This is a genomic window from Brevibacillus sp. HB1.1 (genome assembly GCF_013332445.1).
GTDB lineage: Bacteria > Bacillota > Bacilli > Brevibacillales > Brevibacillaceae > Brevibacillus > Brevibacillus porteri.
Genome location: NZ_JABMIV010000021.1, coordinates 38,428 through 51,187, shown reverse-complemented (window position 1 = coordinate 51,187; position 12,760 = coordinate 38,428). Strand labels below are relative to the sequence as shown.

Annotated in this window: 11 protein-coding genes and 1 pseudogene; 5 read left to right on the top strand and 7 right to left on the bottom strand. The window is 47.1% G+C overall.

Annotated elements, in window-relative coordinates; all coding sequences use genetic code 11:
• From HPY27_RS29260 to HPY27_RS29255, 3 genes and pseudogenes are all read left to right on the top strand, one after another.
• A pseudogene (locus HPY27_RS29260) lies at positions 1-1,806 on the top strand (hypothetical protein); the annotation flags it as partial.
• 83 nt (positions 1,807-1,889) lie between these two features.
• Complete coding sequence (locus tag HPY27_RS29980; RefSeq protein WP_145958313.1) at positions 1,890-2,078, top strand: hypothetical protein; 189 nt, start codon at positions 1,890-1,892, stop codon at positions 2,076-2,078.
• Positions 2,079-2,100: 22 nt separating this feature from the next.
• Complete coding sequence (locus HPY27_RS29255; RefSeq protein WP_217438134.1) at positions 2,101-2,490, top strand: M67 family metallopeptidase; 390 nt, start codon at positions 2,101-2,103, stop codon at positions 2,488-2,490.
• 36 nt (positions 2,491-2,526) lie between these two features.
• Here HPY27_RS29255 and HPY27_RS29250 read toward each other — a convergent pair whose 3' ends face one another.
• From HPY27_RS29250 to HPY27_RS29225, 6 genes are all read right to left on the bottom strand, one after another.
• Positions 2,527-2,715, bottom strand: a complete 189-nt coding sequence (locus HPY27_RS29250; RefSeq protein WP_017251140.1) for a hypothetical protein — start codon at positions 2,713-2,715, stop codon at positions 2,527-2,529.
• Between the two features lie 16 nt (positions 2,716-2,731).
• On the bottom strand, positions 2,732-3,028 hold the full coding sequence (locus HPY27_RS29245) for a ferredoxin family protein (RefSeq protein WP_007726971.1): 297 nt from the start codon (positions 3,026-3,028) through the stop codon (positions 2,732-2,734).
• Entirely contained in the window at positions 3,028-4,323 is a 1,296-nt protein-coding gene (locus HPY27_RS29240; protein ID WP_017251139.1) for an FAD-dependent oxidoreductase, read from the bottom strand. The genes HPY27_RS29245 and HPY27_RS29240 overlap by 1 nt, the downstream gene beginning before the upstream one ends.
• On the bottom strand, positions 4,316-5,338 hold the full coding sequence (locus HPY27_RS29235) for an electron transfer flavoprotein subunit alpha/FixB family protein (protein ID WP_173622415.1): 1,023 nt from the start codon (positions 5,336-5,338) through the stop codon (positions 4,316-4,318). Before HPY27_RS29235 ends, HPY27_RS29240 begins: the two co-directional genes overlap by 8 nt.
• Positions 5,335-6,165 (bottom strand): electron transfer flavoprotein subunit beta/FixA family protein, encoded by an 831-nt coding sequence (locus HPY27_RS29230; RefSeq protein ID WP_069845507.1) that lies wholly within the window; start codon positions 6,163-6,165, stop codon positions 5,335-5,337. Before HPY27_RS29230 ends, HPY27_RS29235 begins: the two co-directional genes overlap by 4 nt.
• A gap of 233 nt (positions 6,166-6,398) precedes the next feature.
• Complete coding sequence (locus tag HPY27_RS29225; RefSeq protein ID WP_173622414.1) at positions 6,399-8,660, bottom strand: immune inhibitor A domain-containing protein; 2,262 nt, start codon at positions 8,658-8,660, stop codon at positions 6,399-6,401.
• A 397-nt stretch (positions 8,661-9,057) separates the two neighbouring features.
• Here HPY27_RS29225 and HPY27_RS29220 point away from each other — a divergent pair, with 397 nt between their 5' ends.
• Both HPY27_RS29220 and HPY27_RS29215 read left to right on the top strand, forming a co-directional pair.
• The gene (locus HPY27_RS29220) at positions 9,058-9,816 is read left to right on the top strand and encodes a TrmB family transcriptional regulator (protein ID WP_017251135.1); all 759 of its coding nucleotides are present in this window, start codon (positions 9,058-9,060) and stop codon (positions 9,814-9,816) included.
• Between the two features lie 124 nt (positions 9,817-9,940).
• The gene (locus tag HPY27_RS29215; RefSeq protein ID WP_173622413.1) at positions 9,941-11,128 is read left to right on the top strand and encodes an MFS transporter; all 1,188 of its coding nucleotides are present in this window, start codon (positions 9,941-9,943) and stop codon (positions 11,126-11,128) included.
• 77 nt (positions 11,129-11,205) lie between these two features.
• Here the strand turns inward: HPY27_RS29215 and HPY27_RS29210 are convergent, their stop codons facing one another.
• Entirely contained in the window at positions 11,206-12,492 is a 1,287-nt protein-coding gene (locus HPY27_RS29210) for an ATP-binding protein (RefSeq protein ID WP_254613029.1), read from the bottom strand.
• Positions 12,493-12,760: the final 268 nt, after the last annotated feature.

Below are 12,760 nucleotides of genomic sequence, written 5' to 3'. Positions count from 1 at the left end.
GATCTTGATCAAAAACTTCAGACGAAAGACCAAGAACTTCAATCCCTGACTCAAAACTTGCAGAAGCAAGAACAACAGCTCACTTCCAAAGCGTTAGATCTACATTCCCAGACGCAAGATCTCAACGCACGGGAGCAGGACCTTCTCCATTTTGAGCAAGAGCTCCAAGTACAAGGGCAAAAACTGCAGACACAAGCAGATAATCTGCAAACAAAAGAACAAGAACTAACCATCCTCGAACAAGGTATTAAAGCTCGGGGGCAAGACCTTCTCACCCAGGCGCAATACCTTCAAGCACGAGAGCAAGACCTTTACACTCTCGAGCAAGAGCTGCAAACGCGCGGGCAAGAACTTCTCTCTCAAAATCAAAACCTCCAGACGAAAGAACAAGAGCTGCTCACTTTCGAGCAAGGGCTTCAGGCACGAGATCAAGAACTTCTCGCGCAGACGCGAGACCTTCAAGCAAGGGAAGAAGAACTAAACGGTTTTGAACAAGATCTGCAGGTACAAGGAAAAGAGCTACAAGCTCATGCACAGGCGTTGCAGGTTCAAGAACAAGAGCTCAAGACCCATGAACAGGGGCTTCGGGATTGGGAACAAGCCAACCTCTCCCAGGAGCAGGCGCTTTTGGCTCAGAGCCAAGAACTACAGGTTCAAGAACAAGGGCTTCAATCCCGAGAGCAAGCACTACAGCTTCGCGGACAGGAGCTTCTCTCACATGAGCAGGAAATCCACTCCCACGAGCAAGAGTTACTCACACTAAAACAAGAGCTGAACGAGCGAGATCAAGAGCTACACAACCAAGAGCAGGAGCTCCAGGCTCAAGGGCATACCCTACACAATCGTGAACAGGAATTGCTTACTCGGGAGCAAGAACTAAATACACTGGAATTGGCCCTCCTCTCTCAGGAGCAGGAAATACATGTTCAGAGGCAAGATTTGCAAACCCGAGAGCAGGAGCTACAAGTGCAGAATCAAGATAGATACACCCGAGAGCAGGAACTTGAAGCGCAAAAACAGGATTTACGTACGAAAGAGCAAGAGCTAGAAGCCACCCGCCACGATATGTTGCAAAAAGCAATAGATCTCGAACAAAGTTGGACAGCAAAGCACGAAGAGACTTCTCAGCAATTAACAGAAGCTCTCCTTGAGCTGGAAGCAGCTCGGTTAACGAAAAATCAACTCGTCGCTGACTATAAAAAGCTGGCCGAATCGCATTCCCTGCATGAGCAAGAATTGCAGCAAAGCATCCAAAAACGCGACGAAGAAATCCAACAAACACAAAACACCGTTAAGAGTCTCCAGTCGGAGTTAAAAGATACACAACAGAAATTAACGGAGGCACAGGATCGTATCAAAGCTTTTCAGCAACAAGCCAAGGAAACCGACGAAAAGCTCGCAAACGTCTCTCTTCAAAAAACTAAATGGAACGAAGTACTGGAGAAAACTACCCAAAAATACGACTCTCTGTTAACAGAAAAAGAAAAAGCTATTGAGCAGTTTACATCCCAGGAGCAAGTATTGAAAAAGACGATCACCGGACTCAAAAACGTGGTGAAAGATCTCCAAAACACCGAAGAAAAATACAAGCAAATCATCAAAGAATTCACGCAAAAAGAAGCTCGAACCAATAAAGCCTTCAGTCAACTCCAGCATAATGCCCAATTTCAACCGAGTACTCAATTCCACCCAAGCACGCAATTCATGCCAAGCTCCGACCCCTCCACTCAACAACTATCTTCCACACCAGTAAAGATGCAGATGCCCTATCCCAAAAATGGCAACGAGTTCAACCCCTTTCGTTGAAACGTTGAAAATGTGCGAGAGCCGTTACCATGTGAATCTATCCTGAATACAACATAATACAGTACAGAAAGGGAGGAAAAACCATGACACCTGAACAAATGCGTGCACTGTATCAGCAACGTCAACAACATCAAGTCCATCCTGCTCAGCGTCCATCGAGAATGCCGCCATCACCATTGCCAAAATCCGGTCCGGTTCACAGAGTCCAACCGCAACCGTCCGTCCAGAATAGAACGAGCGGAGGTTGCTGCGGCAGGCGTTGGCAGGGCTAATCTTTTAGAGATCCCCTTTTCCTTGACCCGTACAGTCTGGGATGAAATCATCCGAGATTCCCTGGAGAAGAAGCCAAATGAAACGTGCGGATTGCTTTCCGGTAGAAATGGGAGTGCACAGACGGTTTGGCGTATGGAAAATACATTGAAAAGCCCGGTCGCCTTCGCCATGGACCCCAAGCAGATCCAACACGTTTTCCACAAAATGGCGTTACGTGGGGAGCATTTGGTCGGGATCTATCACTCCCACCCTACTGCACCTCCCATTCCGTCACCTGAAGATATTGCTTACTGTCATTACCCGGAGGTCGCGTATCTCATCGTTTCGCTCGCTTCTCCACAACCAGTTCTCGGCTGTTTTCAAATTGAGGGGCCTTTTGCTCGGGTGTATCCTTATACAGTCCGTAACTAGTGTCAAATTCACTCAAAACAAAAGAACAGTGGGAATTTACTCCCGCTGTTCTTTCTGTTTTTGAAGATCGCCATGTTCCATTGAACTGGGCAGCAGCCATTCCCTTTTCTCCCAGCTGACAAAATCATCTTCCCACTTTACCTGGAAGCGGTCCTCCTCAATATGAATAACGACTCCCTTTGCACCATCCTTAACGTATACGACCAGATCGCCTACTTGTATCACCGCTCATCGCCGCCCATTACCCGAGTCTGAAGATGATTCCGTGCCCACCCTTCGGATACACCCATTTGATATTTTCGTACGGACAACCAATGCGGCAGCTCCCACACTCGTGACACCCTTCGTAACCGACGTGCATCCGCACTTCTTCCCATTTGTATACTTCCGCAGGACAGAAGATCGTACAGAGCTTATCAGGGCATTGCGTCGCACAAACATCTGCGGAGAGCACATGCAGATGTGACTCCGTATCCGCTTTGAAGCGCACAAGGTACTGTTTCTCCTCGATTGACTGGCCCTTCGGTAGATCCTGCATCACTTCATCACCCTCCACGCATTCATCAAGTCACGCGCCATTTTCCATTTGTCCTTCGCAGAGCCGAGGTCGCTCCAGATTTTCTTCTGCTTGCTCCATTTCGAGCTGCCATCAACAGTAAACATTTGACTCGCCGCTTTGTTCATCATCGGAATATACTGTTCGAAATACTGCGGGAATTTTTCAAAGTGATGCGTTGCGTCCTTGTACTTTTTCAAATCTTGACCGACAAAGCTATTCAACAGATTGATTCGGTATCCGTCGAGCATTTTTTCGGAATAGTCCCCTGCCTCTTTTGCCGCCAGGATCGTTTCCGCCGCCATGACACCAGATGCCATTGCCATATTCGATCCCTCTCGATGGATTGCATTGACGAGCTGGGCAGCATCTCCTACGACAAGTACACCATTGCCGACAACTTTGGGAATGGAACGATATCCGCCCTCGGGAATCAGGTGCGCCAAGTATTCCTGCTGCTCACAGCCTTGGATATACGGCCGAATCATCGGATGATTCTTAACATAGTCTAACAACTCATAAGGTTTGATCTTGTTTTTGATTAGACCTGACAGCATCGTCCCTACCCCAATGTTCAAGCTGTCCTTATTCGTATACAACCACGCCGTCCCCAAAATCCCTTTGGTCGAATCCCCGAAAATTTCAATCGTACAACCGTGATCGCCCTCTAAGTTAAAGCGATCCTCGATTATTTTGCGATCCAGCTTCAGTACTTCCATGACGGCGAGCGCTACTTCATCTGGGCGAAACTCTTTGTGGAAGCCTAACGATTTCGCCAGCAAGGAGTTGACGCCGTCTGCCAGTACGACAACATCTGCATATAGATCCCCATCCGGTCGATCTGTTTTGATACCGACTACCTTGCCATTTTCAACAATGCACTGCAAGGCAACGGTCTCATTGAGTAACAGTGCTCCCTGCTGCACGGCTTTATCTGCAAACCATTGGTCAAATTTCGCCCGCAGCACCGTGAAATTGTTATAGGGTTCCTGGGCCCACTCCATGCCTTTATAACTGAAATTGATGGCTGATTCCTTATCGAGCATCATGAACCGCTGTTCGACGATCGGACGTTCAACAGGCGCCTCTTTGTAAAATTCGGGAATGATGTCTTCCATCGTTTTACGATACAAAACACCTCCCATGACGTTTTTGGAACCCGGATATTCCCCGCGCTCCATCAACAGAACATTTACACCCGCTTTGGCAAGCGTATAAGCACAAGCTGTGCCAGCCGGACCTGCTCCGACAATGATTACATCAAATTTCTCAGCCATACGTTACCTCCTTGTCCGGCTCCTTTTGGAATGCTTCAATGAGCAATGGCACAATTTCAAAAGCATCACCGACAATACCGTAGTGACAAGACTGGAAGATGAGTGCATTCGGATCTTTATTGATGGCAATGATCAATCCCGAGTTGCGCATGCCGACCAAATGCTGGATAGCTCCCGATATGCCGATGGCAAAGTAAATTTTTGGCGTAACAGTCACTCCCGTCTGCCCTACCTGATATTCATGACCGATCCAGCCTGCTTCCACCGCATCTCTGCTGGCCCCAACGGTTGCCCCGATTCGTTCTGCAAAGCGATGAATAAGTGCAAAACCTTCCTTGCTTCCGAGTCCTTTGCCACCAGCGACGATCACATCAGCCTCATCCAGACGCACCTTTTCCTTCGTCTCCCGGACGATTTTCAGTACTTTTGTGCGAATGTCTTCTTCACGTAGCTCCATGCTTTCTTCGATAATCTTTCCTGTACGTGACTCGTCTGGCTCAAGCGCTTTCATGACTTTTGGGCGGACGGTCGCCATTTGCGGTCGATGTTTTTTGCACAAAATGGTCGCCATGATGTTACCGCCAAACGCTGGACGGCTCGCCTCCAATAAGCCTGTCTCCGCGTTCACATCGAGCATGGTCGTGTCAGCGGTCAGCCCTGTCTCCAAGTCCGTCGCGACAGCGCTCGCCAAATCTTTTCCGGTTGAAGTCGCACCGTACAAGATGATTTCCGGCTTGTGCTTTTGAACACATTCGATAACAGCTCGCATGTACGACTCTGTTCGGTAATCATGAAAAATCTTTTGATCGTATACATACACTTGGTCCGCACCGTATGGAAACGCCGTGTGGGCCAACTCCTTGATTCCATCTCCGATTAACAAGCCAGCAAGCGGCACGTCTCGCTTGTCAGCCATTTGTCTTCCCGCCCCCAGCAGCTCGAGTGATACAGGCGCGATACGGCCGTCACTCACCTCTAAAAACACCCAGATGCCACGAAAATCATCCAGATTCATATCTGCTCCTCCTTCACCCGAAACAGTCGCTGTTTATCGTGCAAAATTTCCATCAAGCGTGCGATTTGCTCGCTGGCGCTTCCTTCGAGTATCTCGCCACCCTTTGGCTTCTCTGGGGGCCAAACTTTTGCAACGATGGTAGGAGAGCCCTTCAGACCTAACTGCGTCCGATCGATATCCCCCAAGTCATCGACGGACCAGACAACGGGATTATATTTAGCAGCTCGAAGCATGTTAGGCAGCGGAGAATAAGGTACCTCGTTAATCTCCTTCTCCACGGAAAACAAACAAGGCAAGGTCGACTGAATGACTTCATAACCATCCTCCAGCTTTCGATGCACGATGGCGTAACCTTGTTCTTTGTTTATTTCCACTACTTTTTTCACACACGTGAGCGGCGGAATATCCAACCTTCTGGCGACACCCGGTCCGACTTGTCCCGTATCACCGTCGATGGTCATCTTCCCGCAAATGACGAGGTCGACTGGCTGGCTTTCTGCAATCTTCTCAATGGCTTTGGTAATTGCATAGCTGGTCGCCAATGTGTCTGCTCCGGCAAATGCACGATCCGTTACCAGATAGCCTGCGTCTGCTCCGATCTCGATACATTTCCGAATAGCCTTCACCGCTGGTGGCGGTCCCATGGTGACGACGGAGACCACACCCCCATATCGATTTTTCAAACGAACGGCTTCCTCCACCGCATGTGCATCATACGGGTTGAGAATGGCTGGCGCACTGGCGCGATCCATCGTATTCGTCTTCGGATTCATCTTGATGATTTTGGTGTCCGGCACCTGCTTAATGCAAGCAACAATATGCAGCATGATTGATCCCCCCTTGCTGCCGGGCGCGATACCTATGCCTGTACAAAAGGTTGCCTTTCTTACGCGCAATCAGATCGGGCAGCTTGTCGTTCATTGTTATAGCCTATTGCGATGAAGCCGAGCTTAGACCAGTAAAAACAGGCCTCTGAATTTAGATATCAGGGGCCTTCATGGAAACGTAAAAAGACGCCAAACATCAGCTTAGCGATGCGTGGCGTCTTTTGACTTATGAATTAATCTTTATCAATGGAGAGTTCAATCGTAGCATCCGTGAACTTCTTGGCAACTCTTTTCAGTTTGATTTCCAAACCGATTTGCGGCAGGATTTTACCGACTTCGGGCACTTCCGGCATCGAGTAATCATCACTGTCTTCAAACTCAGTTACTCCATCCAACGGCTCGTATTCCATGGTTCCCATAATGTAATCCAGCTTTATTCCAGAAGTGTCGTTCGGGCTAAACGCAGCGTCATTCACTTGGTAACGGGAGTCTGCAATTGCCTTTTTGTTACCTTCATCATTGTTCCAGTAACGTACTTCCTGATGGGCATCTACTACACCGAGCATGCCGTAGCCTGGATGCAGGCTCGTATTGTTGTCACGGGTTCTTTCATAGCGACCATCAAAGTACCAGATCACCATACCTGGATCATACGTGAAGAAAGAGTCGTTGCGTCGGAAATGCTTCAGACCAGCGTCAATTCCTTCGTGAGAACGCAGCTCAATTAGGTAGTACGCATCGAACATTTTTCCTTTTCCATCGAAGTGAGAGAAACCATCCAATTTGAACTTCTTCTCACCCTCTGCATCATCTGCGAAGATGACTTGTCCATCCGCCTCTACTTCAAAGTTATCCAAATAGAAGCCATCCATCACGAAAGCGACATCCGTTACATAGTTAAACTCGACTTGTACCTTTTTACCAGCGAACTCGTTCAGGCTGATTTCTTCTTTGTCCCAGCCTTTTGTTACGTCATCGTATTTTTGAACTTCTTTTTTCTCGCCTGTATCCGCGTCGATTACATTGACGCTCACGTAGTCATAGCCTTCCTCAATGCTTCTCCACGAATCGAATTTCATCGTTGCGGAGCTGACCCCTGTTAAATCGATCACATCAGACGTCATTTTTGTATTCAGCTTGTTGCCTTCATCCGAGAAGTAGGCGTATCCTCCATCTTTTGGCTCAACCGGCGGTTTCTTTTCGACCTTTGGCATGTTCAGCTTGATGACCTTGCCGTCCTTCTCAAGGCTGCTCGCATCAATGAGTCGAAGGGATCTCTTGCGCTTCTCTACATCCTTGTAGTCCAGCACGTACGGATTAATCCAGTTTCCACCGAACATTTGTTGCAGCACCATTTTGGACCAAGGATCAAGGCCAGTAGGTTCTGTTTGGAAAACCTTACCTGTATGGCTACCGGACGACATGAGGGACCAAGCACCTACTGGCGAATCTTTTCCGCCTCTTGTCGTGTCATACAAGTCTGGCAAACCGAGATTGTGTCCGTATTCGTGAGTGAATACGCCTGGTGCGCCATCCTCTGGTTGAATCATGTAATCAAACGCTTTGAGGCTTGTACCTGGAATTTCTACAGGTCTCTTCAAAGTCCAACGGTGGGACCAAATCGCATCTGCGTCTTCCCCAGTTTCTTCGCCGATCCCAGCATGAACGAGCATGAGGTTGTCCAGATTGCCATCTGGCTCCATCAGATCACCATCGCCATCGAAGTCATACGGATCGCGCTGATCGTACAATTCCTCTTTCCCGGCAATGGAATCCCCAACTGCCTCAAGCGTCTCGATTACTAGATCGCGCGGATTGGAATCGTCACCAGCCTTGGAATTTTCGCCATAATACTTGTAGCTATTCTCAGCCATCTGCCATGGCGTTACCACACCATCAACCGTCCACGTTTTTCCCGATTGCAGATAGAAATATTTCGCCATCGTTGTCATACCGATACCTTCAGGAGTTTCGTACCCCTTCTGATCAAACAGCATCTCTTTGTAGTGCTTCTCGTTGAAGTCTTTCGTCCAAAGCGAGTCATTCACTTTTGGTAGCTGATTATGCTCCCGGTCAGGGAACTCGACAAGAGCGACAACGATGTTATCAGTATGTAGTCGTTTGGAAGAGCGCAATTCATCGCCATCCTCCATCTCAGCCACTTTCTGGGCTGCCTTCGCCAATGCTGCCTGCTGACCTCTGCTTGCTTCTTTACCGAAAGAGGTCGATTCGTCAACGCCGTGTGGTACTTTTTTGTCTTCCAAGTACTCGAGCAACGCCTCGTCAATCTCATCCTGATCGGCGTCTTCATCAATGATTCCTTGCTCCATTAACCCTTTAATCAGTCGCTCCAGGTTAACTGTGGACAAGTCTACATGCAGATCATGCTTGTCCTCTTTTGATTTGGCCAAACCAGCTGTAGGTGCAGCCACGAAAGTACTGAGCACGAGTGAGGAGGAAAATAAAACGGATAAGAGCTTCTTGCTTTTCTTCACTACGGTTCACCCTCTTTTTCTATCTATTTGTGATGCATCGGAAAAATCAAACCCCCAATTCCGACTATTCATAATTATTGCGTGATACGTAATTTTTGCCAAATTCTTTTCTTCGACAAAAAATACTTCCCGTTCAAAAGAAATTGCTCAATAAGGCTATCGAACTACTTACGACAAGTGCCGAATTTTCGGCTAATCATTTATTCAAAGGGTATCTGTTCGATATATTACCGTTGTGTCTACATCCTAAAGACCTATAGAGATTTGTTGAATTTTGTCGAAAAAACTCGATGTTTTTCTATCATATATTTCTTTCGCCCTCCTCTCTTTCTTGCAAAACAACTCGATTATCGGTACGATCGAATAAAAATGCTCGTGTTGTCCATGGAGGATTTTGATGCTGCAAACATTTGGTTTTTCTCTGTATGAGAGTAAAGTTTATGAAGCGTTGGCGTCTAGCGGCGAGCCTCTCGATGCAGCAATGGTCGTGAAGCATTCGGGAGTGCCAAAAGCAAAAATTTACGAGGTGTTGAATCGTCTGGTAGAAAAGGGGATGGTTCTTGACACCGTATCGGAAAAGAAAAAGCGGTATACAGCCCTGCCTTTGGACAGCCTGGTAGAAAAGCTGACCCGCCAATTTCAAACAGACGTCAAAAAATTGACCAGCTCCCTTTCTCATAAAACTGTACGTGATGACCGAGTCTGGAGCCTGAAGGTTGATGAATCGATCCGCGCGGAATGCAAACAATTGATCCAACGAGCAACACGGTCTATTCGCATCTCTGCCTGGTCCAATGATTTTTTGGAGTATGTACCCCTACTGGAGATGAAAGAAAAAGAAGGGGTGGAGATCGAAGCCTTGGTCATCGGGCAGATTAACACCAAGCTCTCCTGTGTTCATTCCTTTATCCCTGTGCAAGAGCATCAAGGCTTGGAGCGCTATCAGCTAATCGTAGCGGACCAAGATGAAATGATTTTTGCAGGCGAGGAGGACACGGGCTGGCATGCGATCAAGACACGCGGTCAACCTTTCGTCAAATTTTTTGCTGATTCGTTTTACCATGATGTCGCGTTGACAAAAATCACCCAAAAATATGTGGATCAACTCTTTGACGATGAAGAAATCCGCAAGATGATCATTCGCCTCCGATACTGACAATACCTGGACTTTGGCTTTTGGCCAGAGTCCTTTCTATTTGTAAGGAGAAATTTCTAGTTGCACATGATCAAAAAGGTTACTATTATGGTAGTAACCTTTTTACTCGAGAGGAGCTATTGTTTTGAATCCACGTGTCTTCATCTTAGCGATTGCTACCTTTGTTGTAGGTACGGTGGAATTGATTATCGGTGGTACGCTCGATCTGATTGCTCGTGATCTTCAGATATCGATTAGCGCTGCCGGACAATTAATCACCATATTCTCACTTGCATTTGCTGTTGCCGCTCCTCTGCTCCTGCATGTTACGAGGCGTGTTGAGCGCAAAAAGCTATACTTGTATGCATTAGCGGCCTTTTTCCTGAGTAATGTGCTCGCGGCACTTAGTCCGAGCTACGCTGTATTAATGACGGCGCGCATCTTGAGCGCAGCAAGCAGTTCCATCCTGATTGTGCTGTCGATTACGATTGCGACGAGCCTTGTGGAACCTGCTTATCGCGGCCGTGCCATTGGCGTTATTTTCATGGGGATTAGCGGTTCGCTCGTACTCGGCGTCCCTGTCGGATTGGCTCTGGGGAATGCCTTCGGATGGCGTGCCCCGTTTTGGCTAATTGCGGCACTGAGTATCGTCGCGATGATTTTTATCCTCTTGTTTTTGCCAAAAGTCCAAACTGCACCGCCGATTCCGCTACGTGATCAAATGACTACCCTCCGTAGCAGCAAGCTATTCAGCGCCTTATTTATCGTCTTGTTAATGCTGACAGGTCACTTGACGCTGTATGCATACTTTACTCCTTATCTGCAAACGACGATGAATGTGGACGGAACGACACTGAGCTGGATTTATCTCTTGTTCGGGATTGCTGCCGTTGCAGGCGGTGGTATTGGGGGGTGGATCTCAGACAAATGGGGAGCAACCAAAAGCATTCTGTTCATCATTCCAGTGTTTGGCTTGATCATGTGTGTCTTGCCGTTTTTTACAGGCTCGCTATATTTGTTCTTGCCGATCATGGTAATCTGGAGTGCGCTTAGCTGGGCTATTTCGCCAGCACAACAAAACTATTTGATCTCCTGCTCACCTGCTACCGCAGACATTCAATTAAGCTTGAATACTTCTGCCCAACATTTAGGTATCGCCCTTGGCTCTCTGGCTGGCGGTCTCGTCGTCGAGCGGTCATCTGTCATCTACACCCCTTGGGTTGGAGCAATGTTCGTCCTGCTTTCGTTCGGGTTTGCCTTTTACTCGATCTCACGTCCATTTCAAGCACAGGAAAGCCAAGTAGCGCAGCCTGCGCCAGCACAAAATGCATAGCGACTCACAAAAGCAAAAAGCCGTCAAATCATTGACGGCTTTTTCTTTATCATCCTAGAATCGTTTTCGTTACTTGCCTATTTCACTGGCAACCAAACGGTAAATCTCGTGATTCCCCGCTCCGACCCAACCTCAATTTTCCCCTTGTACTTGTGAACAACTGAATCTACAATCGTCAGACCCGTTCCACGCGAGCCACATTTTTTCTCTGTTTTCGTTGTATAGCCCTTCTCGAAAATACGTGCACGTTGTTCTGGCGTTATTTCCGGTCCTGTATTTTCCACTTGGAAAATAATATGTTCTTCATCACAGCAAAAATAAATGCTGATTCGCTTTTCCCCATCCGCTAATTCAGCCGCTTCAATCGCATTATCAATCAGATTCGATAAAATTTTGATCAGATCAATGGAAGGAATACTATCCATTGGATCAGAACATTCTTCAAATTGCATTACGATTTGTTTGGATTTAGCCTGCTCCCATTTCGTGTGAAGCAATACCATTAAGGCAGGATTCGCAAACCTCACGGTGAGGTCCAGAAGCTTGGTTTCTTTCAGCAGCGACTGCACGTAATCTCGTGCTTTTGGATAATATCCGCATTCGATCAATCCGTACAGCACTTGCATGTGATTGACGAAATCATGGCGTATGGAGCGCATCGAACAAATGACTGAGCGTAATTCATCCTGATAGGTTTCTTCCGTCTCGCCAACTGCTGCCTTGATGGCGCGTTGGTACCAGCGTTCCATGCAAAGAACCAGGAAGATCAGTACGACGACAAAAAAACCTTGAATCGCAAAAACAGGAATGCTGTTACGAACGACATCATTTCCAATGTCCTCGACGATGGCTACATCCGTATCTACTCCGATGATTCCAATGATTCTTCCTTCTCTATCTCTAAGCGGCGCACCCGCAGACATGTAAACCCCGTAATCTGGATCTCTGATAATATCTGAGTAGTACGCTGATGATCCTTCGTAAATCATTTGAATGTGCTCAGAAGATAGAACAATAGGCATACCGATATCAAAATTTTGCTGCGCACTTGGAGGTCTTGCAACGATCATCGCGCGACCACTCTGCCTGTCTTCATTGACTTGAATCGTGTATAAATACAGCAGACCGAATTGCTCACGTGCTTGATTCAATTGCTGTTCGATTCGTTTATAGGCGGGGGTCTCTTTTACCGGATTTCGTAAAAACTCCTGGTACGCGTCAACATCTAGACTGTCTGCTACCACCGAAGCAGCTTTCATGCTTTGATTCGCAATGGAGAGTCGGACGGATTGAATCGTATTGAAATAGGAAATCGCGATGCTTACACAAGTCAAGATCAAAACAAGGATACCAGAAACGAGCATAATGAGTAGTACTCTAGGATTTTTTGGATGTGAACTCGTCATAATCCCCTCAATCTATCTGTTCAAAAAGTCGTCTGTGGATGGCGCAGTTGTACTAAAAACACGACCTTTTGAACACGTCTCTCTAATATTCTAGAGATTTCTACTGGAAATGTCTACATAATATGAATTTCGCTTCATTATAGTTCTCAAAATCATACATTGAATTATGATTCGGAATATTTTTATAATAAGACGAATACGAAATACCAATCTCTTTCCCTAGGAA

Bases quoted from the DNA above. Each gene is read 5' to 3' on its own strand.
- HPY27_RS29980 (WP_145958313.1), top strand. From the start codon at position 1,890: ATGACACCTGAACAAATGCGTGCACTGTATCAGCAACGTCAACAACAT.
- HPY27_RS29245 (WP_007726971.1), bottom strand. From the start codon at position 3,028: ATGCAGGATCTACCGAAGGGCCAGTCAATCGAGGAGAAACAGTACCTT.
- HPY27_RS29240 (WP_017251139.1), bottom strand. From the start codon at position 4,323: ATGGCTGAGAAATTTGATGTAATCATTGTCGGAGCAGGTCCGGCTGGC.
- HPY27_RS29235 (WP_173622415.1), bottom strand. From the start codon at position 5,338: ATGAATCTGGATGATTTTCGTGGCATCTGGGTGTTTTTAGAGGTGAGT.
- HPY27_RS29230 (WP_069845507.1), bottom strand. From the start codon at position 6,165: ATGCTGCATATTGTTGCTTGCATTAAGCAGGTGCCGGACACCAAAATC.
- HPY27_RS29220 (WP_017251135.1), top strand. From the start codon at position 9,058: ATGCTGCAAACATTTGGTTTTTCTCTGTATGAGAGTAAAGTTTATGAA.
- HPY27_RS29210 (WP_254613029.1), bottom strand. From the start codon at position 12,492: ATGCTCGTTTCTGGTATCCTTGTTTTGATCTTGACTTGTGTAAGCATC.